This window comes from Faecalibacterium sp. An58 (assembly GCF_002161515.1).
GTDB classification, from domain to species: Bacteria; Bacillota; Clostridia; order Oscillospirales; family Ruminococcaceae; genus Faecalibacterium; species Faecalibacterium avium.
On the sequence record NZ_NFHX01000010.1, the window covers coordinates 65,751 to 89,053 of the forward strand.

Below are 23,303 nucleotides of genomic sequence, written 5' to 3' on the forward strand. Positions count from 1 at the left end.
AGGGCCCCCTCCTCTCTTATCAGCCCTCTGCGGGCTGCCAGTTCTTGCAGACGTCCACCCAGGCAGTGCAGCCGGAGTACCGCTCCAGCTCGGGGATGGTCAGCTCGATGGCCGAATTGCTGCTGCCCGCCGCCGGGAACACCGTCTCGAACCGCTTGAGGGATTCATCCAGGTATACCTTGACCCCCGGGTTGACACCAAAGGGGCACACCCCGCCCACCGCGTGGCCCACCAGCTGGGCGGCCTCGTCGGCGGTCAGCATCTTGGCCTTGGTGCCAAACTGCTGCTTGTATTTGTGGTTGTCCACCTTGGCGTCGCCGGCGGCCACGATCAGGATGGGTCCGCCGTCCACCATGAAGGACAGGGTCTTGGCGATGCGGCAGCCCTCGCACCCCAGCGCCTGGGCGGCCAGCTCCACCGTGGCGCTGGAGACATCGAACTCCAGAATGCGCCCATCCATGCCATAGGTCTTGAAATAGTCTCTTACACGCTCGATCGACATTGTCATTACCCCTCTGCTCAAATAAAGAAAGATGCGCGGCGCGCCGCGCCCGATTCTATTATAATAGCATACCGGGCCCAAAAACGCCAGACGGGCGCCCCTCCCGTTTGCCGCATCCCGCCGCGCTTGACTTTTGCCGGCCGCCTCTGCTATAATGGTCCCGGCGTGGATCTGAAATGTTCCCGGTATGGTCCGATTTTGCCCCGGACGGCCCGTTTGGCGCGCCTGCCGGCACACAGATACGCCCCGCTGCATCCAAACAGAATATGGCTCCATCGGAGGATCGTGTATCGCAATACACAAGAGGGATGCCGCATCCCTGATCGGATAAGATGACGAGTGCGCTCGGTTGTTGTTACGTTGTTGCAATGGCCGGGCGCTTTTTTTGCAGAGCGCTCCGCTGCGGGCCCACAGGAGAAAGGAGACTTTTCGCTTTTTATGGATTCTACCGCACTGTTTTCCAAAACGCCGCCCCTGAAACTGTTCTTCATCGCCTCCCTTCCGGGCGCGGTGGGCATGCTGGCCTCCTCGCTGTACCAGCTGATCGACGGCATTTTGGTGGGCAATTTTCTGGACTCCACCTCGTTTGCCGCCCTCAACCTGGCCATGCCCTTTGTCATCATCAATTTTTCCCTGGCCGACCTGGTGGGTGTGGGCTCGTCCGTGCCCATTTCGGTGGCCCTGGGCCAGAATGAACGGCAGAAAGCCAACAATATCTTCACCTGCGCCTGCTTTTTGATCGTGGGGGCCGGCGCGGTGATCGGCGCGGTCATGTTCGCGGCCGCCCCCTTCCTGATCGGGATGATGGGGGCAGAGGGCGAGTTTGCCGCCCAGGCGGTGCAATACCTGCGCACCTACGCGCTGTGTTCTCCCTTCACCACCATCCTGTACGCTGTGGACAACTACCTGCGCATCTCGGGATATATCCGGGGCAGCATGGCGCTCAACATCCTGATGTCGGTGCTGTGCGTCGGCTTTGAATTCCTGTTTTTGGGCGTGTTCGGCTGGGGCATCTGGGCCGCGGCCCTGGGCTCCTCGCTGGGTATGTTCATCTGCGTGCTGCTGGCCTTCATCCCCTTTGTGCGGGGCAAAGCCCTGCTGCACTTCTGCAAACCCCGGTTCGACCTGGACCTGCTGCGGCAGATCATCGCCTGCGGCAGCCCCAGCTTTTTGAACAACATCGCCGGACGTCTGACCTCCATCCTGATGAATCTTTTCCTGGTGCGCCTGGGAGGCGAGCTGGCGGTGTCGGTGTACGGCGTGCTGATGTATGTGGACGGCTTCATCCAGCCCCTGATGTACGGTATGTGCGACTCGCTGCAGCCCGCCGTGGGCTACAACTGGGGCGCCCGGAAATACTCCCGGGTGCGGGCCATCGAGAAATGCTGCTTCACGGCGGCGGCCGTCATCTCCCTGTTGTCGGTGGTGGTCATCCGGCTGTTCCCGGTCCAGATCACCCATCTGTTCATCACCGGGGCTGAAGGAGACGCCCTGGCCCTGTCGGTGGGGGCACTGCAGGTGTTCAGCCTGACCTACCTGACCCGTTGGCTGTCCTTCGCCACCCAGAGCTATATGCTGGCGGTAGAAAAATCCCTGGCGGCCTCCATCATCTCGGTGTCCACAGCCCTGATCTTCCCGGTGATCCTGCTGGTCGTCCTGTGGCCTTTGGGTCTGGACGGCCTGTGGATCAACTTCCCCGCTACCGCCCTGCTGGCGGCGGCGCTGGCCCTGCTGACTTTGCGCCTGAACTGGTCCAGCCTGCACCAGCCCGACGCATCGTGAACGTCATCCAACCCTTTGAGCCATCCGAGGAGGCAAAGCGTATGAATCGCATCATCACCATCAGCCGCGAGTTTGGCAGCGGCGGGCGGGAGGTCGGCAAACGGCTGGCCGACACTTTAGGCTGCGCCTACTACGACAGCGAGATCGAGGCGGGCCTGGCCCGGCAGATGAACCTGGACCAGGGCTACGTCGCCCGCGCCATCGGCAACGGCATCCTCACCAGCATCCCGCTCCACTTTGGACGCACCATCTCCAGCCCTTCCCTGTATAAACAGCAGGTGGATATCCTGGTGGAAAAGCAGAAGCTGCTCAAAGAGCTGGCCGCAGCCTCCGACTGCGTCATCGTGGGCCGGGCCGCCGACGTCATCCTGAGCGGCGACGACCCCCTCAAGCTGTTCGTCTACGCGGACATGGATCACAAGGTGGCGCGCTGCCAGCAGTATGAGGAGGCCGGCCGCCTGTCCTCCCCCCGCCAGCTGGAGCGGGAGATCAAACGGGTGGACGCCCGCCGGGCCCAGTACCATAGTATGTTCTCCGATATGCGCTGGGGCGACAAGACAGGCTACCACCTGTGCATCAACACCACTGGCCTGGAGATCAAGCAGCTGATCCCCCACCTGGCGGGGTACGCCGAGGCGTGGTTTGCGCTGCGGCGCAGGTAACGGCGGGCGGAGATATACGCAAACCGCATGGCTGCATATTCTAAGGAAGTATTTGTTTTTTGGTCTGCCCTGTGTTATAGTTGCGTTGAAAAAAACGGGTTGCCTGCGGGCGGCGGCTCTGGTACAATAGCTCCGGCACCTGCCCCCGATCCAACCAGCTTAGCGAGGAGAGAATGTCTATGCACACCAAGATCAAAAACCTGACCCTTGCCGCCCTGTTCCTGGCACTGGGCCTCGTGCTGCCCTTCTTTACCGGGCAGATCCCCCAGATCGGCAGTATGCTGCTGCCCATGCACCTGCCTGTCTTTCTGTGCGGGCTGATCTGCGGCTGGCAGTACGGCGCGGCTGTGGGCTTTGTGGTGCCCCTGCTGCGGTCGGTGCTGTTTGGTATGCCGCCCCTGTTCCCCACCGCCACTTCCATGGCCTTTGAGCTGCTGACCTACGGCCTGGTGGTGGGCCTGCTGTACAGCCGGTCCCGCTGGCAGTGCGTCCGCGCCCTCTACCGCTGCCTCATCGCCGCCATGCTGGCAGGCCGGGCCGTGTGGGGCGTAGTGCAGGCGGTGCTGCTGGGCGCCACCGGCAGCAGCCTGACCATGCAGGTCTTTATGGCCAGCGCCTTCCTCAACGCCATCCCGGGCATCATCGTACAGCTCATCCTGATCCCTGTTGTGATGCTGGCTCTCAACCGCACCGGCCTGGTGCCCTTCCGCAAAAGTCAGCCCGACGCCCGCAAGGTATGATCCCTTAGCGGTGCACAAAAAGCCGGAGCCCTTTTAGAGGCTCCGGCCTTTTTTTATCCTTCTGCGGCCTGGCGCAGCCGCTCCAGAAACAGCTCGGCCGCCGGGGAAAACACCTGGTATTTCTTCCACACCACATTCAGCCCTGCGGCAAGCCGCGGCTGCAGGGGCCGAAAGCACAGGTCGCTTTCACAGGAGGTATTGGCCAGCCCTTCCAGGGTGACGGCGCAGCCCACCCCCGCCTCCACCAGGATCGAGGCGTTGTAGAACAGGTTGTAGGTGGCGGCCACCTCCAGCTTGTCAAAATCCTCCCCGAACCACTCCAAAAAGGCGTTGCCCCCCGGCTGGGGGCTGATGGCCTGGCTGGACAGCAGCAAAGGCAGGCCCAGCAGGTCCTGCTTTTCGAGGCTGGGCTTGGCGGCCAGCGGATGGGTCTTGGGAAGCGCCACCCCCCACACGTCCTGGGCGGGCAGGTCGAGGCAGTCGTATTTGTCGATGTTGGCGGGCTGGATCAGGATGCTGAAATCCAGCAGGCCCTTGTCCAGCCGGTCGGTCACATCCTGGGCGTTGCCGCTGTGCAGGTGGAAGCGGATGCCGGGGTATTCGGCCCGCAGCCCGTCGATCACCCCGGCGATGAGGCGGATGGCCTGGCTCTCCCCGCCCCCGATGTACACATCCCCGCTGACGGTGTCCTCCATCGCGGTGAACTCGGCCTCGGTCTTGTCCACCATGGCCACGATCTCCTCAGCCCGCTTGCGCAGCAGCATCCCCTCGGGGGTCAGATCCACCCGGTGGCTGCGGCGTATCAGCAGGGGGTGCCCCAGGCTGTCCTCCAGGTCCTGGATCTGCCGGGACAGGGTGGGCTGGGTCAGGTGCAGGTAATTGGCGGCCCGGGTGATGCTGCCCTCCCGGGCCACCGCCAGAAAATAGCGCAGCGTCCGTATCTCCATGTTATGCGCCCTCCTTTGCTGATGTTCAGATCCAGTATACACCCGATCTGGTATGCCTGCCAAGCATTTCTTGCAATAAAAAGCAAGTATTTGCTATTTCGTTCCCCTTGGCCTACAATAGACCCAGCGGGGTGCTTCCCGGACATATTCTGAAGGAGGCATGGCAGATGAAAGCCATCACAGAGGACCGGGCCTTTCGCCTGGAGCGGAACCTGACCGACGCGGGCTGCAGCCGGGAGCTGATCGAACAGTTTTTCCAGCTGGAGCAGAGGGGCTGCCGCTGCCGGCAATACAGGCTGCTGGCGCGGCACAAGGCCGCCCTCCTGGAGGCGCTGCACCAGCTGGAATACCAGATCGACTGTCTGGACCACCTGGTCTATATCCTGCACAAAGAGGACGCATGAAACGGAGGTTTTTGCTATGACAGAAGAAAAGCTGCACCTGACCGAAGAATGGGACAAGACCTTTCCCCAAAGCGCCAAGGTGGACCACCGGAAGGTGACCTTCCACAACCGGTACGGCATCACCCTGGCCGCCGACCTCTACCAGCCCAAAGACGCCCAGGGCAGGCTGCCCGCCATCGCGGTCTGCGGGCCCTTTGGCGCCGTCAAAGAGCAGGCCTCTGGTCTGTATGCCCAGACCATGGCCGAGCGGGGCTTTCTGACCCTTGCCTTTGATCCCTCTTTCACCGGGGAGAGCGGCGGCCAGCCCCGGTATATGGCCTCCCCCGACATCAACACCGAGGACTTCCAGGCTGCCGTGGACTTTTTGTCGGTGCAGGACAACGTGGACCCCGACAAAATCGGCATCATCGGCATCTGCGGCTGGGGCGGCATGGCCCTGAACGCCGCCGCCCTGGACACCCGGATCAAGGCCACCGTGGCCTCCACCATGTATGACATGACGCGGGTGAACGCCAAAGGTTATTTTGACGCCGAGGACAGCGAAGCCGACCGCCACGCCAAGCGGGAGGCCCTCAACCGCCAGCGCACACAGGACTACCAAAGCGGCAGCTATGCCCTGGGCGGCGGCGTGGCGGACCCTCTGCCCGAGGATGCCCCCGCCTTTGTGAAGGACTACCACACCTACTACAAGACCCCCCGGGGCTACCATCCCCGGTCCCTCAACTCCAACGGCGGCTGGAACGTCACCGGCTGTATGTCCTTTATCAACCAGCCCATCCTGCAATACGCCAACGAGATCCGCAGCGCGGTGCTGGTCATCCACGGGGAAAAGGCGCACTCCTGCTACTTTGGCCGGGACGCCTTTGCCAACATGGTCAAGGGCAATGCCTACACGGCCAACAAGGAACTGCTGATCGTCCCCGGCGCGTCTCACATCGATCTGTACGACAATCTGGATGTCATCCCCTTTGACAAGATGGAGGCGTTCTTCTCCGCCCATCTGCACGCATAAAAACAAGCCAGGCCCGGCGGGTCTGGCTGAGCGTGTCGCAAAAGCGCCACGCTTTAGGGGGAACCCATTTCTGCCCGCATACGCGGGTCAGAAATTCCTTCCCCCTAATATCCCCCTGGGGACAAAATTTAGCGCAGAACCGCGCACTCGCCGCAAGGCGGCTCGCACACTCTCTGCGTTAAATTTCCCTGTATGTGTCCCATCCATCCGCACATGTCGGCTGGACGGGACTTTTTCGACAGTCTGGGCCAGACCCGGCGGGTCTGGCTTTCAGCGTATGAAACAGGTTCAGGTTTCGGTGTTTTCCATGGTCTGCCCGGAAAAGACTTTCCTGCGGCAGATGCTCCAGCTGACCGCTGCGGCTACCGCCTCGGTGACCCAGAAGGCGTGCCAGACGCCGCTGGCTCCCAGCACCCGGCTGAGCAGGAAGGCCGCCGGGATGATGAGCACCGCATACCGCAGCAGGGAGATGAGGAGGGAGGGACCGCCCATCCCCAGGCCTTCCAGGGCGCCGCAGGAGATCACCGACACCGACGAGATGATGAACCCGATGCTGATGATCCGCAGCGCCGTGCTGCCTGCGGCGATGGTCTCGGCATTTGTGGAGAACAGCCCGATCAGGCTGCCCGGCACCGCCCAGCACAGGACGGTGCCCGCCACCATGATGCCCGCCGACAAAGCCAGGCCGGTAAAGAAGATCCTGCGCACCCGGCCATACTCCCGGGCGCCGTAGTTGTAGCCCACGATGGGGCGCATCCCCTGTACGATGCCGTTGGCGGGCAGATACAAAAAGGTCTGTAATTTGTAGTAGACCCCCAGCACCAGCACATATACCTGAGAATAGCCCGCCAGGATGATGTTCAGGCAGGAAATGAGCAGGGAGGGCAGGGCCAGGTTCAGGGTGGCAGGCACCCCCACCGCATACATTCTTTTGGTGATGGAGCGGTCCAGCATATCCCGGCCCGGCCGGATGCGGATGGGGATCCTGTGGGTCATATAGCACCCCAGATAGATGAGCAGACTGAGCACCTGACCGATGCCGGTGGCCAGGGCCGCGCCCTCAATGCCCATCTCCGGGAAGGGTCCCAGGCCAAAGATCAGCACCGGGTCCAGGATGATGTTGGCCACGCACCCGGACATCATGCACACCATGGTCAGCAGCATCCTGCCGGTGGCCTGGAAGATCTTCTCCAGGGACATGGAGGCGGCGATCACCACCGAGAACAAAAAGGCGATGTTGGAATAGCGCACCCCCATATCCACGATGGCGGCATCCTGGGTGAACATCCGCAGGAAAGCGGGCATCACGGCGATGCACACCACCGTCAGCACCAGCCCGTGCAGGACGTTCCATACCACGCTCTGGGCGGCGGCGGCATTGGCCTTCCGGGTCTCCTGGGCTCCCAGGTGATAGGAGATCACTGCGTTGGCCCCCACCGAAAAGCCGATGGTCACCGCATTGATCAGGTTCTGGACGGGATACACCAGCGACAGGGCGGTCATGGCGTCCTCGCTGATCCGGGCCACATAGTAGCTGTCCACGATGTTGTACAGCGACGATACCATCATGGACAGCACCATCGGCAGCGACATGGACAGCACCAGCGGCAGGATCGGTCTTGTTTTCATAAAGCTCTGCTGCATAAACGGTCTTCCGTTTTCTCCTTTCACGTTTCGCCCTCCCGCCGGGAAGGCACACATCAAAAAAAGCCATATACCTTCCTGTTTGATTCAGAAACAGGAAAATATATAGCTCTTGGGCGTTGTTATTGTAATATATCCGGGGCCGGTTGTCAATATCCAAAATGGCCCGGGCGCGCTTTCCTTTCCCGCTTCATTGTGCTACAATCAGAGCAAACTGCTATGACAAAGGAGGCCGCTCCCATGCAAAAGACCATCCGCCTGCTCTATCCCGACCACCTGGCCGGAACCGTTCCGCCGTTCAACAGGCCCTGAGCCTGTTCTCCATACCGCTCTCTGAGCAAATCCGAAAAAAGAGGTGCAAACCATGAACGTTCTCATCATCAACGGCAGCCCCCGGGTAGGGGGCAATACATCCATCGCCCTGAAGGAAATGGAGCAGGTCTTTGCCCAGGAGGGCATCGAGACCGAGACCATCCAGGTGGGCGGCAAGGACATCCGGGGCTGCATCGCCTGCGGCACCTGCTTCACGCGGGGCAAGTGCGTCTTTGACGATCTGGTCAACCAGACGGCCCCCAAGTTTGAGGCCTGTGACGGACTGGTCATCGCGTCCCCGGTCTATTATGCTTCGGCCAACGGCACCCTGATCTCTTTCCTGGACCGCCTGTTTTACAGCTGCCGCTTTGACAAGAGCATGAAGGTAGGGGCCAGCGTGGTGGTGGCCCGCCGGGGCGGCCTTTCCGCCACCTTTGACGAGCTGAACAAATACTTCACCATCGCAGGGATGCCGGTCGCCTCCAGCCAGTACTGGAACAGCGTCCATGGCCGCGCCCCCGGCGAGGCCGCCCAGGACGCCGAGGGCTTACAGACCATGCGCACCCTGGCGCGGAATATGTCCTTCCTCATCAAGAGCATCGCCCTGGGCAAGGAGAAATACGGCCTGCCCCAGAAGGAGCCCGTTCAGTTCACAAACTTCATCCGCTAAAGCGCGGCGCTTTTGCGGCATACTGAGCCCGCCCCACCCGGGGCGGGCTTTTTGCTGCCGCTTGACAAAGGGGGCCGCTTATGCTATTGTGTCGAGGAATAAGCCCAAAGGAGACATTTTATGCGCTATTACGCAGCCCCCATGGAGGGCCTCACCGATCTGGTGTGGCGGCAGGCCCATCAGCGCTATTTCGGCGGGGCCGACCGCTACTACGCCCCCTTCCTCTCGCCGCCCGAAAACCGGGTGCCCGTCAAAAAGAAGATGGCCGAGCTTCTGCCCCAGGCCAACCCCGGCGCGCCTTTGATCCCCCAGCTGCTTGCAAAGGACGGCAGCTGCGCCGCCTGGATGATCGGGGCGCTGCGGCAGATGGGCTACCGGGAGGTCAACCTGAACCTGGGCTGTCCTTCGGGCACCGTCACCGCCAAGGGCAAGGGGGCCGGGATGCTGCGGGATCTGGACGCCCTGGACCGCTTCCTGGACACCGTCTTTTCCGAGGCGGGCGGGCCCATTTCGGTCAAGACCCGCATCGGGGTGGAAAAGCCCGAGGAATTCGGCCCCATCCTGGAGGTGTACGGCCGCTATCCCATCGCCGAGCTGATCATCCATCCCCGGGTGATGCGCCAGCTCTACCGGGGCCAGGCTGACCGCGCCGCCTTTGAGGCCGCCCTGCCCGCCTGCAAAGCCCCTGTGTGCTACAACGGGGATCTGGCTTCCCCCGGGGAGCTGGCCGCCGCCCAGGCCCGCTGGCCCGGCCTGTCGGGCCTGATGGCGGGCCGGGGCCTCATCGCTGACCCGGCGCTTTTCCGCAAGGCTCGGGGCGGTCCCCCTGCCTCCCGGCAGGAGTTGCAGGGGTACATGAACGACCTGTACGCCGGCTACACCGCCGCCTTTGGCAGCCCCCAGGCCGCCATCAGCCGGATGAAGGGGTTCTGGTCCTATACCATCGGCCTGTTCGAGGGGGCAGGCAAGCTGGAAAAGCAGCTGAAAAAGCTGCGCGACCCCTGGGAGTACGAGGTGGTGGCCTCCCAGATCTTTACTTTGCCCCTGCGCTAGGACATAAAAAAACCACCGCCCTCTCGGGGCGGCGGATCGGATGCCGGTGGGGTCAGTCACCCAGGTAGCTGCGCAGCAGCGCCTGCAGCAAATCGTCCCGGTCCACTTTGCGGATCAGGGAGCGCGCACCGTTGTGGGTGGTGATGTAGGTGGGGTCTTCCGACAGGATATAGCCCACCAGCTGGTTGACTGGGTTATAGCCCTTTTCTTTCAGCGCAGCATAGACCTGCTGCAATATCTCGCGGATCTGCTCGTCCTTTTCATCGTGGATCGAAAAAATAGCAGTAGGTTCACTCATAAACAATCCACTCCCTTCTGCCTTGTGAAAACAAGGCGCTGTGCGGCTGGGGCCCGCCGCATTCATGTACCTCTTATTCTACACGAATCAGGGGCAAACTTCAAGTACACGGGCAAATATTTACAAAACGGATACAAAAACAGCAGATGCAGCGCTGTTTTAAGGAGGTCATCATGATCTACGGCATCGGATGCGACCTGTGCGCCATCCCCCGGATGGAAAAAAGCCTGACCGGGCCCCATGGCGGGGCCTTTGCGCGGCGGGTGTTCGGTCCGGACGAACGGGAGGCTCTTGGCCTGTCGGAACAGGCCGAGAGCCTGCCGGCCCGGCGGATAGCCAGCGCCGCCGCCAACTTTGCCGCCAAGGAAGCCTTTCTGAAAGCGGCCGGCACCGGGCTGGCCGGTCCCTTTGCCCTGGCCGAGATCCAGGCCGTGCGGCTGCCCTCGGGGGCGCCGGCCTACCGGTTTTCGGGTCGCACCGCCCAATGGGTGGCGCAGCGCCGCCTGACCTCCCATCTGACGCTGAGCCACGACGGCGGCATGGCCATGGCGGTCTGCCTGCTGGAGAGCAGCGATAACTGACCGGGGCCGCCGCATAGAATGGAACAACACCCGTGCATAACCCGCGGCCGGTCGGGGCATACTTCTGGTGTCCACCAAAGGGCTGCGGGCCGCTGGCACGCCGGCACATAGAGCGGCCAAGCACCGCGCCCCCCATACTGCAAGGAGGGAGTTCCATGGAGGTACACAGAGGAGAAGTTTTCTATGCCGACCTGTCGCCTGTGGTCGGCTCGGAGCAGGGCGGCGTCCGCCCTGTGCTGATCGTCCAGAACGAGATCGGCAACCGCCACAGCCCCACCGTGATCGCGGCGGCCATTACATCCCGGCTGGATAAGACCCGCCTGCCCACCCACATCAACATCCGTGCGGCGGACACCGGCCTGGCCAAGGACAGCGTGGTACTGCTGGAGCAGATCCGCACCCTTGACAAGCACCGCCTGCGCCAGCGGGCCGGGCAGATCACCCCCGAAGACCAAAAACGGGTCAACCAGGCCCTGGACGTCAGCCTTGGGCTGGACAGCGCCACCTGACCCCCAAAATGCCCCGCCCTGCCGGCGGGGCATTTTTCAGCGTGTCGAAAAACGACACGCTCCAGGGGGAACCCATTTCTGCCCGCAGTCGCGGGACAGAAATTCCTTCCCCCTGGTATCCCCCTGGGGACAAAATTTGGCGCTGAACCGCGCACTCGCCGCAAAGCGGCTCGCACACTCTCAGCGCCAAATTTCCCTGTATGTGTCCCGTCCATCCGCACATGTCGGCTGGACGGGACTTTTTTGATGCGCCTGCCCAAAAGGCGGTTTTCCGATCCGCCTTTACCGTGCCGCCCGGCCGGAATGCTCCCAAAAATTTTTTGCACCGGCGCGGCGGCCAAAAAGCCGCTGGCGGTCAAAAAGTTACCCGCAGGTAACCGTCCATTTGTTACCTCCCGGTAACTATGCCACAAAATTGTGCGTACTTTACAGTCCGGCAAAGCGGCATTAGAATGGAGCCGCAAAGGGAAGCGGACGGCCCCCGCTCCGCTCCCTGCATCATCGGTGACCGCGCTTTGGCGTTCACATAACGATCCCGGGCCCCCCGCGGGCCCACGACGATGTGGCCATCATGACCACCGTCTCACGCTGGAACGTGCAGGACATCCCCCCTCTGGTGGACGAGGTGGTCCGGAACAAGGCCGATATCTTCGCCTTTGCACGCTACTGCCCGTCGCAGAAGGACCGGGACGTGTGCTGCTCCCCGGCGGAGTACCGCCATATGATGGAGCTGTGCTGGGAGAAATTCCAGAAATACAAGGCGGAAGGCTGCGAGACCACCTTCAACCTGAAAGACCACCTGTGGACGCTGTTTTTGTACGAGAAAGGGATCTTTGATCCCAAGGCCTACCCCGACGACGAATACGTCTACGACGGCTGCAACTGCGGCAACTGCCATATGACCATCCTGTCCGACGGGGCGGTCTACGCCTGCCGCCGGATGGAGAGCAAGGTGGGCAATGCCCTCACCGACGATCTGTACAGCCTGTTCACCGGCCCGGCCTTTGACAAATACCGTGTATACGAAAAGTTTGAGAAGTGCTCCCGGTGCGAACTGCTGCGCCTCCAGCATGGCGCTGGCCGCCTATGAGCGGGGGATCGCCTCCTGCATCGTCGCACGGGCCGAGGAGACCTTCGACACCCCACTGGGCCGCAGCCTGATGCAGGAATGGGACATCCCCGAAGGATATACGGCCCGCTGCTTTGTGACACTGGGCTATGTGGAAGGGCCTTATCCCCAGCCCAAGCCCCGGCGCCCGGGGCGGACCAGGATCATTGAGCCAAAGGAGTGACTAAGATGGACGCGCAAACCTGTCTGAAAAAACTGAGCTATGTGGGGGTGCTCGCCTTTGCCACGGTGGATGAAACGGGCGGCCCCCAGGTGCGGAACATCAGCGCCATCCACTATGAACCGGACGCCTTGTATTTCTTCACCGCCCGGGGCAAGGACTTCTGCCGGGAGCTGCTGGCTTCCCCCAAGGTGCAGGTGCTGGGCTACACCATGTACAAAGAGATGATCCGCCTGTCGGGCACAGCCGAACCGGTGCCCGACGCAGAGCAGGCCGCATGGCGGGACCGCATCTTTGCGGAGCAGCCCTACCTGGCCAACGTCTACCCGGGGGCTACCCGGCAGATCGGTATCGTTTTCCGCATCCGGGATATGGACATCGAATATTTCAACCTGGGGGTCAGCCCCATCTTCCGCCAGAGCTACACCATCGGCGCGGGCCAGGCGAAGCCCAAGGGCTACCGCGTCACCGACGCCTGCATCGGCTGCAAGCGGTGTGCGGCCCACTGCCCCCAGGGGTGCATCGACGTCACCCAAAAGCCGGCGGTCATCCGGCAGGAGCACTGCCTGCACTGCGGCGCCTGTTTTGAGGCGTGCCCGGTCGGGGCGGTGGAGAGGTGGGCGCCGCGATGACACAGGAGCAGCGCCTGGACATCCTGCTGGAGGCTCTGCTGCGCGAGCGGCCCGACCGCCAGGACATCCCCCGCCCCGCCGGCCCGCAGGAAAAGCGCCGGCTGCTGCGGGCCCTGATGAACGTCCGTCCGCCCTGGCCCCTCGACCCGGCCTTTCTGGAAGGGCAGGACGCCTTCCTCTCGGCCGAACGGGAGGCCAAAGGGGTGGTGGAGGGAGACGCTTTGCCCGCCGCTCCGGCCGACCCGCGGCTGGCGCTCTGGCAGGGGGATATCACCCGGCTGCGGGCAGACGCCATCGTCAACGCCGCCAACAGCCAGCTGCTGGGCTGTTTCGTGCCCTGCCACGGCTGCATCGACAACGCCATCCACTCGGCGGCGGGTCTGCAGCTGCGGGAAGCCTGCCGCCGCCTGATGGAAGCCCAGGGCGGCTGCGAACCCTGCGGCCGGGCCAAGCTGACCCCCGGCTACAACCTGCCCGCCTCTTATGTGCTGCACACGGTGGGCCCCATCGTCCAGGGGCGCGTGACCCGCCGGGACCGGGCCGCCCTGGCCGACTGCCGGGAAGCATCGGGATGCGTCTGAAAGTCCATATACGCCAAAAAGCGCCCCCGCCTTTCCCAAACGGAAAGACGGGGGCGTCCGCGTGCCGCAAAAACAACGCGCGGCTTTTATCCCTGCATCATCGCGGCGGCGGCCTGTGCAAGGCGTTCGTTCACTGCGTCTGCCTCGGCCTCGCTCTTGCCCACGGCCGACAGATAGACCTTGATCTTGGGCTCGGTGCCGGAGGGACGCACCATGAACTTGGCCCCGCCTGCCAGGCGGTATTCCAGCACATCCGCAGCGGGCAGGCCGGTGCCGCCGGCGCTGTAATCCAGCACCGACTCCACAGCCAGTCCGGCGATGGAGGCCGGGGGATTTTTGCGCAGGCCGGCCATCAGCGACTGCATCACCGCCATGCCGGCAGCGCCTTCAAAGGAGAAGCTGCACAGCGCGTTGCGATACCAGCCGTACGCGTCGTACAGGGCGTTGACGGCATCCAGCAGGCTCATCCCCTTGCCTGCATAGTAGGCGGCGGCTTCACAGGCCAGCATTACGGCGTTGACCGCGTCCTTGTCCCGGACATGGGCGCCGGACAGGTAACCGTAGCTCTCCTCAAACCCAAAGATGTAGCGCTCCTTCTGGCCGGCGGCCTCCAGCAGTCCGATCTGCTCGCCGATGAACTTGAAGCCGGTCAGGGTGCGGCGCAGCTCCACGCCGTATTTGGCGCAGATGGGGGTAGCCATGTCGGTGGAGACGATGGTGGTCACCGCCACAGAGTCCCTGGGCATGGTGCCTGTCTGGAGCCGGGTGCGGCAGATGTAATCCAGCAGCAGCACTCCCATCTCGTTGCCGGTGATCAGACGGTAGCCGCCCTGGCCGTCCGGCCCATCCGCCCCTCGCCCAGCATCCCGAACGCCCACACGATCCAGGCATCCGGATTGCGGGCCCGCACCTTTTTCAGCGCGTCCACCGCGGCCTGTTCCAGCTCGGCCAGGTGTTCGGGGGTGGGACGCTGGGCGAAGGTCCTGCCGGTCTCGGGGTCGGTCCAGGGCGGGTTGCCCATGGCGCCGTCGTCGTTGGTGCCAAGGTTGAGGATCACCGCATCGGCCTTCCAGCTGTCAAAGCGGTAGGGCTGCTGCGCCCCCAGCGCCTCGTTGTGCGGCCCGGCCGCCAGCCCGCAGACGGTGTCGTAGTGATCCATCACCCGGCGGCGGGGGTCGTTGTCCCAGCTGGACAGCAGGCCCCAGCCGCTCTGGCTCACGATCCGCCACTCGGCCTGGAGGGCGTCGGCGGTCATCCGGGCATAGTGGTTGACCGCGCTGAAGAACGGCGCGACCCAGTCCTCCTCGCAGACTGCGCCGATGGCTCCCTCCCCGCTGGTGATGCTGTTGCCCACAAACTCCAGCCGGTACGCAGGCTCCGGCAGGGGCAAAAACGTGCCCCCCCTCAAAGGCCAGGGCCTCGATCAGCAAAAAGTGGTCCGGATCGTCGTGCATGGCCTGCACGTCCTTCAGCACCCGGACGTGCTTGGGCACCCCGGGGGTCATGCCCCGGAACAGGGTGACGCGGCTGCGGCCCGCCTGCACCGGGAACCGGGCGATCCATGCGCCGTTCAGCTCCACGCTGATCCAGGGTTCATATAAGGTAAAGCCTGCATCCAGGCAAAGGGCCAGCTCGCTGCCGGTGAACAGGCACTCGATGCCGCAGGCGGTGTAAAAACAAGGGACGGGGCCCTGGCTCACCGGCTGGCAGCCAAGCAGCCGCACGGCGGGCAGGGAACGGATCGGTGCAGTCGTCATAGAAAGCCTCCATATTTACCTAAAAAATTATAAAATTTACTTTGCAGTTATAGCTTATCACATTTAGCTTATCGTTTCAATAGTTTTTTCTTAAATTCAATCAAAGCCCAAACAAATTTAACAGCCATTGACGTTGCCGCCCAGTGCTGTTATACTTTACTTTAACTAATAACTTCCGTGGTATCTTTCCTGAGAGTCCACAGAGGCTTTGGGTCGACCGTCCATTTTCAGGTGCAAACGACAGAAAAGAGGAATCTTATGGCAAAGCGAGTGCGCATGGCGGATATTGCAGAGAAGCTGGGCATCAGCATCGTATCCGTCAGCAAAGGGCTGGCCGGCAAAGACGGCGTCAGCGAGGAAATGCGCGAGAAGATCCTGGAGACAGCCAAGGAGATGGGCTATCTCCCGCCGGCCAAGTCCACGGCGGCGCAGCGCAGCATCAACATCGGCATCCTGGTGGCCGACCGCCACTTTGGGGACAATACCTTTTATGCCAATCTCTACCGCTCCCTGGTCAGTCACTGCAACCGGCTGAAATACCAGTGTATGCTGGAGATCGTCATGCCCCATGCGGAGGACGGCTGTGTCCTGCCGCTGATTCTGGCGGGCGGCAGCGTGGACGCGCTGGTATTCATGGGCGAGTTCCACCGCAGCTACCTTGCCGCCATGCTCAAAAACAATCTTCCCTTCGTCCTTTTGGACTTCTATGACGATGTCATCGCCGGGGACAGCGTCCAGAGCGACAACGTCAGCGGAAGCTTCCAGATCACCGAGCACCTGTTGCAGACGGGCTGCCGCAAGATCGCCTTTGTGGGCAGCGTGCGGGCCACCAGCTCGATCATGGACCGGTATCTGGGCTACTGCCGGGCCCTGCTGCAGGCCGGCATCGAGCCCCGGGCCGACTGGCGGCTGGAGGACCGCGACGCCGACGGCAGCTGGATCCCCCTGTGTCTGCCCAAAGAGATGCCGGACGGCTTTGTATGCAACTGTGACGAGGTAGCCTTCAACCTGGTGGAAAAGCTCAAAAAGGAGGGCTACCGCATCCCCGAGGATATCGCCGTGACCGGCTACGACGACCACCGCTTCTCCACCATCTGCACCCCCCAGCTGACCAGCTACCGGGTGGACGTGGACGGGATGGCCAACGCCGCCGTGACCCTGCTGGCCCGCAAACTGAACGGCAAGACCATCCCCGCGCCCATCACCCTGGTGCCCGGCACCATCGTATACCGGGACTCCACCCTGACTAAATAAATTAACTTTTCTTTTTTCATCCATGCAGGCAAACGTTTGGTTTGCCTGCTTTTTTTGTGCGCCTCCTCCCTGGACGTTGCAGGATAACCAAATTTTAGGCTAAATTATAGGTTATTGCGCCGAATTATTAGCTTATATATTGACTTTAAGTTAGTTAAATAATATACCGAGCATGCAGACAGATCGGTGCGGGCAGCCGTCCGCACCCATCACCCGGGTGGAGGGAACACGCCCTTCATCCAGCTTTTCATCCAAAAAAGGAGGACACACCATGCGAAAGATCAATCGTCGTAATTTCCTGAAGGCTGCAGGCGTCCTGTCGGCTGCAGTGGCCGGCAGTCTGCTGGCCGGCTGCGGTGGTTCGGACACCGGCGCAGGAGCTGCCGCCAGCGATCTGCCCGCCTACAACGAGCTGACCGTCGACACCGACCACACCGACCTGACCGCCACCATCAAGGTCATCAACCACCGCACCGACCTGATCCAGGACGGCATCTTCGACGGCTATGTGGCCGAGTTCCAGAAGCTGTACCCCAACATCACCATCGAGTACGAGGGGATCACCGACTACGCCGGCGACATGACCACCCGTCTGACCTCGCAGGAGTGGGGCGATGTCTGCATGATCCCCACCACCATTCCCCTGACCGAGCTGTCGGATTACTTCTATCCCCTGTGCGATCTGAGCGGCATTCAGGAGGACTACAACTTCGCCGCCAACCGCGCCTTTGGCGGCAAGGTGTATGGCATCCCCTCCACCGGCAACGCCCAGGGCGTCATCTACAACAAGCGCGTCTTTGAGGAGGCCGGCATCACTTCCCTCCCCAAGACTCCCACCGAGTTCCTGGACGCGCTGCAGAAGATCCGGGACTACGATCCCAGCATCGATCCCCTGTACACCAACTACGCCGCCGGCTGGACCATGAGCGCCTGGGACGCCTACATTGGCGGCGGCGCGACCGGTGATCCCGACTGGATGGGGATCACTATGCCCCAGACCATGGACCCCTTCTCGCCCGGCGTGCCCACCGGCGACCCCGAGAGCGGTCCCTACGCCGTCTACAATATCCTGTATGAGGCCGTCAAGCGCGGCCTGACCGAGGCCGACCCCACCACCACCGACTGGGAGGGCAGCAAGACCCGCATGAACAACGGCGAGATCGGTGTCATGGTGCTGGGCAGCTGGGCCATCGTCCAGATGCAGGACGCCGGGCCCAACCCCGAATGCGCTACATCGGCCGGCGCATCTTTGTCGGCCTGCAGAACTACATCGATGTTTTCACCCGGGACGATATCTTCCACGCCCTGACCCTGAGCCTGTATTACATGGCCGGTTCGGTGATCCAGATGGCCCTGGCCCTGCTGTTCGCCACCCTGCTCAGCTTCAAGACCAAGGGCAGCAAGTTCTTCCGGGGCGCGCTCTACTTCCCCTGCCTGATCTGCGGCATCTCGGTGGGCTTCATCTTCAAGTTCTTCTTCACCCACGGCTTCGTGCTGGACACCCTGCTGAGCTGGGTGGGCTTCAACGTCGATACCCTTCCCTACTGGCTGCGGGATGAATCCATCAACAACATCGTCCTTGTGGCCTGCTCGCTGTTGTGGCGCTACACCGATAACCCCGTCATCCGCCGCAACCCCCTGCCCGGCGTGGCCCGCATCTTCAACAGCGCGGTGGTCCCCTTTGAGGAGGGTTTCATCGGCGTGTTCCGCGGCGAGCAGACCAACGGCATCCCCTTCATCTACCTGGGCCGCAGCGCCGACGGCATCCACTGGACGTTCGACCGGGACAAGATCCCCTTTGTGAACGAAAAGGGCAAGTCCTTCATGCCGCCCTATGCCTACGACCCCCGCCTGGTCAAGGTGGAGGATACCTACTACATCATCTGGTGCCAGGATTTCTACGGCGCTTCCATCGGCATCGCCCGGACGCAGGACTTCAAGACCTTCACCCGTGTGGAAAACCCCTTCGTCCCCTTCAACCGCAACGCGGTGCTGTTCCCCCGCAAGATCAACGGGATGTTCACCCTGCTCAGCCGCCCCTCCGACTCGGGCCACACCCCCTTCGGCGACATCTTCCTCAGCCAGAGCCCGGACATGGAGTTCTGGGGCCGCCACCGCCATGTGATGGGCAAAAGCGGCAACTGGTGGGAGAACCTGAAGATCGGCGGTGGCGCCGCCCCCATCGAGACCAGCGACGGCTGGCTGCTGTTCTACCACGGCGTCACCGGCACCTGCAACGGCTATGTCTACTCCATCGGCGGCGCCATCCTGGACCGCGACGAGCCCAGCCGTGTGCTGCACCGCTGCTCCACCTTCCTGCTGACCCCCGAGACCGATTATGAGGAGCGCGGCTTTGTGCCCAACGTCTGCTTCCCCTGCGCGACCTTGCAGGACGCCGCCACCGGGCGCATCGCCCTCTACTACGGCTGCGCGGACAGCTATGTCGGCCTGGCCTTCACCACGGTCGATGAGGTGACCGACTACATCAAAGCCCACGACGAGACCAGCTGCGCGGACCGCGAACTGGGACTGCGCTGAATATAACAGCCCGGCGCCCGCTCCGGCTTTTGCCCGGGGCAGGCGCCTGTGTGAAAAAGGAGGGTTTTCTTCATGCCACGCATCAAGCAGGCGGCGCAGGAGATGCTGAACGACGTCATCCTGCCCTTCTGGATGTCCCTCAAAGACCCGGTCCACGGCGGCTTTTACGGCCTGGTGGACTTTGACCTCCGGGTGGACAAGACCGCCGAAAAGGGCTGCATCCTCAACAGCCGCATCCTGGACATCTACGCCACCAGGGTCTATTCCCCCGCGCTGCACCGGCAGCTGGCCTTTTTTGACCAGCACTACCAGTCCATCATCGACCTGTACAGCTACGGCCACGACATCGAGTCCAGCTGGCTGATCGACTGGGGCTGCGCCCTGCTGGGCGACGAGGCGCTGACCGCCCGGATCGCGGCCATCGACTCGGACCTGGCCCGCAGCGTGTACCGGCACGCCTACCGCGGCTCCTCCCTGCTCAACGAGTGTGAGCGCGGGGTGGACGACACCACCCGCGTCTGGTGGGTGCAGGCCGAGGCCGTGCTGGGTTTTGTAAACGAATACGAAAAATCCGGCGGGCAGGAATATGCCGCCGCTGCCGCCCAGATCTGGCACTACATCACCGACAAGCTGGTGGACAAGCGCCCCGGCGGCGAGTGGTTCTGGTCGGTGGATGAAAGCGGCCAGCCGGCCAGCCGCCAGCCCATCGTGGAACCGTGGAAATGCCCCTACCACAACGGGCGTATGTGTATGGAACTGATCAGGAGGGACCCCCATGTCGAAGTCTGAGCTGCACCCCGAATACCTGCGCCAGAAGGCCCTGCAAGAGGCGCTTCTGGCCCGCAAGAACCACAAGTCCGACTGGTACAACGGCATCTACGACCGGTGGGAGCATCCGGTCCTCACCCGCGAGCACATCCCTCTGGAGTGGCGGTTCGACCTTGACCCCGCCGCAAACCCCTATTTTATGGAGCGGCTGGGCGTGAACGCGGTGTTCAACGCCGGCGCCATCGAGCTGGACGGCAAGTTCTATCTGGTGGCCCGGGTGGAGGGCAACGACCGCAAGAGCTTCTTTGCGGTGGCCGAGAGCGACTCCCCGGTGGACGGCTTTCGCTTCTGGGACAAGCCCATCGAGCTGCCCGACACCTGCCCCGAGGAGACCAACGTCTACGATATGCGGCTGACCAAGCACGAGGACGGCTGGATCTACGGCGTGTTCTGCTCCGAGAGCAAGGACACCTCCAACCCCGACCTGTCCGCCGCCGTGGCCGCCGCCGGCATCGTCCGCCCTGGCCGAGCCCTGGAAGGTGATCGCCGAGCCTTCGGGCTTCCTGATCGCGCCCCGGGGCTGGGAGCGTGTGGGCGATGTGTCCAATGTGGTGTTCACCAACGGCGCCATCGCGCGGGACAACGGCGAAGTGTACATCTACTACGCCGCCAGCGACACCCGGCTGCACGTGGCCAGCACCACGGTGGACCGCCTGCTGGACTTTGCCTTCAACACCCCGGCCGATCCCCTGCGCAGCCGCGACTGCGTGGCCCAGCGGTGCGCCCTCATTGACAAGAACCGCGCTTTTCTGGCAAATTTAAATCAATAACACCCTGAGAGCGGCCGTCCCCATCTTTGTGCGGACAGCTTGCCCGCTCCGGACAAGAGGATGCTGTTTATGATCGTCCATACCGATACCTGCTATACCCTGCACACCGCCCACACCAGCTATCAGCTGGCCGTAGGCCCCGGAGGCGTGCTGCTGCACACCTACTATGGCCCCCGGCGCGGCCGACCATCGCACGCCCCCCTGTATCCCCGCCTTTGCCGACGGTTCCGAGACCGCCGAACCGGTCTTTGTGCAGGCGGAGGTAACGGCGGGCAAGCCGGCGCTGCCCGGCCTGCCTGCCTTCCGGGACGGCGCGGGGGTCGAGACCCTGGCCGTCACCCTGCGGGATGCCTTCGGCCTGGAAGTGCAGCTGCGGTACACGGTCTACGAGGCTGAGGACCTGATCACCCGGACGGCGGTGTATACCAACGTATCTTCCCGCCCGCTGACGCTGCACAAGGCGGCTTCCCTCTGTCTGGACTTTGCGCCCGGCCCCATGGACCTGATCACCCTGAACGGCACCTGGGCCGCCGAGCGCACCCCGGAGCGCGGGCCTCTCCGCTGGGGCATCCAGAGCGTCGGCAGCACCCGGGGCATCCCCGGCCACGCCCACAACCCCGCCGCCATCCTCTGCACCCCCGACTGCACCGAGACCACCGGCTCCTGCTGGGGCTTCGCCCTGGTGTACAGCGGCAGCTTTCTCATCGAGGCCCAGCGGGCCGACGGCGGCCAGCGGCTGGTGATGGGGATCCATCCCTACCACTTCCACTGGCAGCTGGAGCCCGGCGGCAGCTTTGCCGCCCCCGAGGCCGCGATGGTCTACTCCGGCCAGGGCCTGGGCGAGATGAGCCGCCGCTTCCACCGGGCCATCCGCACCCGGCTGCTGCCGCCCCGCTGGCAGGATATGCACGTCCCCCGCCCGGTGCTGCTCAACAGCTGGGAGGCCTGCTACTTCGACTTTGACCAGGAAAACTGCTGGCCCTGGCCGCCGCGGCCCGGCAGGCGGACATCGACCTGTTCGTGCTGGACGACGGCTGGTTCAAGGGGCGCAGCGACACCACCTCCAGCCTGGGGGACTGGACCGCAGACCGGAACAAGCTGCCCGGCGGCCTGCCCGAGCTGTGCGCCAGACTGAACGATATGGACATGGAGCTGGGCCTCTGGGTCGAGCCGGAGGCAGTCAGCCCCGACAGCGACCTGTACCGTGCCCATCCGGACTGGGCCCTTGCGGTGCCGGGGCGCCGGCCTGTCCAGATCCGCCATCAGTACACCCTGGACCTCAGCCGCCCGGATGTGGTGGACGGCATCTGGCAGCAGTTGGAGCAGGTGCTGCGCAGCTGTCCCATCCGGTATCTGAAATGGGACATGAACCGCGCCCTGGCCGATGTTTACAGCACGGCCCTGCCGGCTGCACGTCAGGGGGAAGTCTACCACCGCTATGTGCTGGGCCTGTACGAGCTGCAGCGGCGTCTGGCCGAGACCTTCCCCGACCTGCTGCTGGAAAACTGCGCCGGCGGCGGCGCCCGCTTCGACTGCGGGATGCTCTACTACAGCCCCCAGATCTGGTGCAGCGACAACACCGACGCCCGGGCCTGGCTGACCATCCAGTACGGCACCAGCCTGTTTTATCCCGGCTGTGTCGTGGGGCCCACTTCTCAGCGGTGCCCAACCACTGCAGCGGCCATGTCTCCACCATCGAAGCGCGGATGGCCGCAGCCCTGACTGAGAGGAGTATTGCAAGATATGACGCTGAGACCTGCCGCTGTTTTTTCCGACCACATGGTGCTGCAGCGGGACCGGACCGTGCCCGTCTGGGGCACGGCTGCGCCCGGCGCACAGGTGACCTGCCGGCTCGATCCCGCCGCCGTCACCGCCTGCTGCCAGGCCGACGGCAGCGGATGCTGGCGCGCCGGCCTGCCGGCCCTGCCCGCCGGCGGCCCTGGCCCGGGCTCTGGATGTCCATGTGGGCATCTTGGAATGTTTCTGGGGCGGCACCTACGCCCACTGCTGGATGCCCCGCAGCCTGCTGGAGACCTTTCCCGAGGGGCAGGAGCGGATCCGCTGGTACGATGGACGTGTGGGCGGCAAGACCGACGCCCAGTTCGAGGCCGAATGCGCCGCCTACCAGGCCAGCGTGGACGACTGGAACCAGCGGATCGCCGCCCGCCGCGCCCGCGCCGGAGAGAAAGAATACCAGGACCGGTACTTCTTCTTTGACGACGACACCATCCCCAACCAGTACGAGCAGACCTGCCCGCAGGTGTTCCCCACCACCGCGCCGGGCAACTTCACCTGGCTGCCCGACTGCCGGAAGATGGTGATGACCACCTTTTACCCCTACCAGTGGGACCTGAACTACGCAAACCCGGTGGTCTTCAACGAGATGTCGGGCAACCTGCTCTACCTTGTCAACCAGGGGGTGGACGTGGTGCGGCTGGACGCGGTGCCCTACATCTGGAAGCAGCTGGGCACCAGCTGCCGCAACCTGCCCCAGGTCCACACCATCGTGCGGATGATCCGGATGATCTGCGAGATCGT

24 protein-coding genes and 2 pseudogenes are annotated in these 23,303 nt (G+C 63.2%); 20 read left to right on the forward strand and 6 right to left on the reverse strand.

The genetic code is table 11. The features are described from left to right. Positions 1-19 precede the first annotated feature (19 nt). Positions 20-502, reverse strand: coding sequence for a YbaK/EbsC family protein (locus tag B5G12_RS08200; RefSeq protein ID WP_087324565.1), 483 nt, complete (start codon positions 500-502; stop codon positions 20-22). Positions 503-940: 438 nt separating this feature from the next. Between B5G12_RS08200 and B5G12_RS08205 the strand changes: the two genes are divergently transcribed. From B5G12_RS08205 to B5G12_RS08215, 3 genes are all read left to right on the forward strand, one after another. Continuing rightward, positions 941-2,284, forward strand: a complete 1,344-nt coding sequence (locus B5G12_RS08205) for an MATE family efflux transporter (protein ID WP_087324566.1) — start codon at positions 941-943, stop codon at positions 2,282-2,284. Positions 2,285-2,325: 41 nt separating this feature from the next. Further along, complete coding sequence (locus B5G12_RS08210; RefSeq protein ID WP_087324567.1) at positions 2,326-2,946, forward strand: cytidylate kinase-like family protein; 621 nt, start codon at positions 2,326-2,328, stop codon at positions 2,944-2,946. 179 nt (positions 2,947-3,125) lie between these two features. Further along, complete coding sequence (locus tag B5G12_RS08215) at positions 3,126-3,686, forward strand: ECF transporter S component (RefSeq protein ID WP_087228882.1); 561 nt, start codon at positions 3,126-3,128, stop codon at positions 3,684-3,686. A 53-nt stretch (positions 3,687-3,739) separates the two neighbouring features. Here B5G12_RS08215 and B5G12_RS08220 read toward each other — a convergent pair whose 3' ends face one another. Next, positions 3,740-4,633, reverse strand: coding sequence for a LysR family transcriptional regulator (locus B5G12_RS08220; RefSeq protein WP_087324568.1), 894 nt, complete (start codon positions 4,631-4,633; stop codon positions 3,740-3,742). Positions 4,634-4,800: 167 nt separating this feature from the next. On the opposite strand from B5G12_RS08220, the gene B5G12_RS08225 reads away from it, so the two are divergent. Together B5G12_RS08225 and B5G12_RS08230 are read left to right on the forward strand one after the other, a co-directional pair. After that, positions 4,801-5,037: a hypothetical protein gene (locus tag B5G12_RS08225; RefSeq protein WP_087228888.1), complete on the forward strand. Its 237-nt coding sequence runs from the start codon at positions 4,801-4,803 to the stop codon at positions 5,035-5,037. A 16-nt stretch (positions 5,038-5,053) separates the two neighbouring features. Next, positions 5,054-6,049: an alpha/beta hydrolase gene (locus tag B5G12_RS08230; RefSeq protein WP_087324569.1), complete on the forward strand. Its 996-nt coding sequence runs from the start codon at positions 5,054-5,056 to the stop codon at positions 6,047-6,049. Positions 6,050-6,337: 288 nt separating this feature from the next. Here B5G12_RS08230 and B5G12_RS08235 read toward each other — a convergent pair whose 3' ends face one another. Then, positions 6,338-7,693, reverse strand: coding sequence for an MATE family efflux transporter (locus B5G12_RS08235; RefSeq protein WP_087324570.1), 1,356 nt, complete (start codon positions 7,691-7,693; stop codon positions 6,338-6,340). A gap of 364 nt (positions 7,694-8,057) precedes the next feature. Between B5G12_RS08235 and B5G12_RS08240 the strand changes: the two genes are divergently transcribed. Next, entirely contained in the window at positions 8,058-8,675 is a 618-nt protein-coding gene (locus B5G12_RS08240; protein WP_087324571.1) for a flavodoxin family protein, read from the forward strand. 120 nt (positions 8,676-8,795) lie between these two features. Then, entirely contained in the window at positions 8,796-9,728 is a 933-nt protein-coding gene (locus B5G12_RS08245) for a tRNA dihydrouridine synthase (RefSeq protein ID WP_087324572.1), read from the forward strand. A 52-nt stretch (positions 9,729-9,780) separates the two neighbouring features. Here the strand turns inward: B5G12_RS08245 and B5G12_RS08250 are convergent, their stop codons facing one another. Continuing rightward, positions 9,781-10,026: an IreB family regulatory phosphoprotein gene (locus tag B5G12_RS08250; protein WP_087228904.1), complete on the reverse strand. Its 246-nt coding sequence runs from the start codon at positions 10,024-10,026 to the stop codon at positions 9,781-9,783. A 173-nt stretch (positions 10,027-10,199) separates the two neighbouring features. Here B5G12_RS08250 and B5G12_RS08255 point away from each other — a divergent pair, with 173 nt between their 5' ends. From B5G12_RS08255 to B5G12_RS08280, 6 genes are all read left to right on the forward strand, one after another. Next, positions 10,200-10,607, forward strand: a complete 408-nt coding sequence (locus tag B5G12_RS08255; protein WP_087324573.1) for a holo-ACP synthase — start codon at positions 10,200-10,202, stop codon at positions 10,605-10,607. 155 nt (positions 10,608-10,762) lie between these two features. Then, positions 10,763-11,116: a type II toxin-antitoxin system PemK/MazF family toxin gene (locus B5G12_RS08260; RefSeq protein ID WP_087228910.1), complete on the forward strand. Its 354-nt coding sequence runs from the start codon at positions 10,763-10,765 to the stop codon at positions 11,114-11,116. Positions 11,117-11,687: 571 nt separating this feature from the next. Then, positions 11,688-12,206, forward strand: a complete 519-nt coding sequence (locus B5G12_RS08265; RefSeq protein ID WP_087324574.1) for an SPASM domain-containing protein — start codon at positions 11,688-11,690, stop codon at positions 12,204-12,206. Next, positions 12,187-12,408, forward strand: a complete 222-nt coding sequence (locus B5G12_RS08270; RefSeq protein ID WP_087324575.1) for a nitroreductase family protein — start codon at positions 12,187-12,189, stop codon at positions 12,406-12,408. Before B5G12_RS08265 ends, B5G12_RS08270 begins: the two co-directional genes overlap by 20 nt. Before the next feature lie 5 nt (positions 12,409-12,413). Beyond that, positions 12,414-13,037 (forward strand): 4Fe-4S binding protein, encoded by a 624-nt coding sequence (locus tag B5G12_RS08275; protein WP_087324576.1) that lies wholly within the window; start codon positions 12,414-12,416, stop codon positions 13,035-13,037. After that, positions 13,034-13,618, forward strand: a complete 585-nt coding sequence (locus tag B5G12_RS08280) for a macro domain-containing protein (RefSeq protein WP_087324577.1) — start codon at positions 13,034-13,036, stop codon at positions 13,616-13,618. The genes B5G12_RS08275 and B5G12_RS08280 overlap by 4 nt, the downstream gene beginning before the upstream one ends. Positions 13,619-13,704: 86 nt before the next feature. On the opposite strand, the gene B5G12_RS08285 is transcribed toward B5G12_RS08280, so the two are convergent. Together B5G12_RS08285 and B5G12_RS08290 are read right to left on the reverse strand one after the other, a co-directional pair. After that, complete coding sequence (locus B5G12_RS08285) at positions 13,705-14,496, reverse strand: phosphohexomutase domain-containing protein (RefSeq protein ID WP_242955978.1); 792 nt, start codon at positions 14,494-14,496, stop codon at positions 13,705-13,707. Beyond that, positions 14,433-15,008, reverse strand: coding sequence for an SGNH/GDSL hydrolase family protein (locus tag B5G12_RS08290; protein WP_158099701.1), 576 nt, complete (start codon positions 15,006-15,008; stop codon positions 14,433-14,435). Before B5G12_RS08290 ends, B5G12_RS08285 begins: the two co-directional genes overlap by 64 nt. Before the next feature lie 625 nt (positions 15,009-15,633). On the opposite strand from B5G12_RS08290, the gene B5G12_RS08295 reads away from it, so the two are divergent. The 7 genes and pseudogenes from B5G12_RS08295 to B5G12_RS08330 all read left to right on the forward strand — a co-directional run. After that, positions 15,634-16,629: a LacI family DNA-binding transcriptional regulator gene (locus B5G12_RS08295; protein WP_087324579.1), complete on the forward strand. Its 996-nt coding sequence runs from the start codon at positions 15,634-15,636 to the stop codon at positions 16,627-16,629. 271 nt (positions 16,630-16,900) lie between these two features. Then, positions 16,901-17,938 (forward strand): ABC transporter substrate-binding protein, encoded by a 1,038-nt coding sequence (locus tag B5G12_RS08300; protein WP_087324580.1) that lies wholly within the window; start codon positions 16,901-16,903, stop codon positions 17,936-17,938. Positions 17,939-18,177: 239 nt separating this feature from the next. Further along, on the forward strand, positions 18,178-19,167 hold the full coding sequence (locus tag B5G12_RS08305) for a glycoside hydrolase family 130 protein (protein WP_204245667.1): 990 nt from the start codon (positions 18,178-18,180) through the stop codon (positions 19,165-19,167). A 72-nt stretch (positions 19,168-19,239) separates the two neighbouring features. Continuing rightward, entirely contained in the window at positions 19,240-19,956 is a 717-nt protein-coding gene (locus tag B5G12_RS08310) for an AGE family epimerase/isomerase (RefSeq protein ID WP_087324581.1), read from the forward strand. Beyond that, positions 19,943-20,765 (forward strand): annotated as a pseudogene (locus B5G12_RS08315) (glycoside hydrolase family 130 protein). The gene B5G12_RS08310 and the pseudogene B5G12_RS08315 overlap by 14 nt, the downstream one beginning before the upstream one ends. Before the next feature lie 166 nt (positions 20,766-20,931). Next, positions 20,932-22,487, forward strand: a pseudogene (locus B5G12_RS14950) (alpha-galactosidase). A gap of 241 nt (positions 22,488-22,728) precedes the next feature. Next, positions 22,729-23,303: alpha-amylase family glycosyl hydrolase (locus B5G12_RS08330; RefSeq protein WP_242955979.1), on the forward strand; the 575-nt coding region annotated here is incomplete at its 3' end.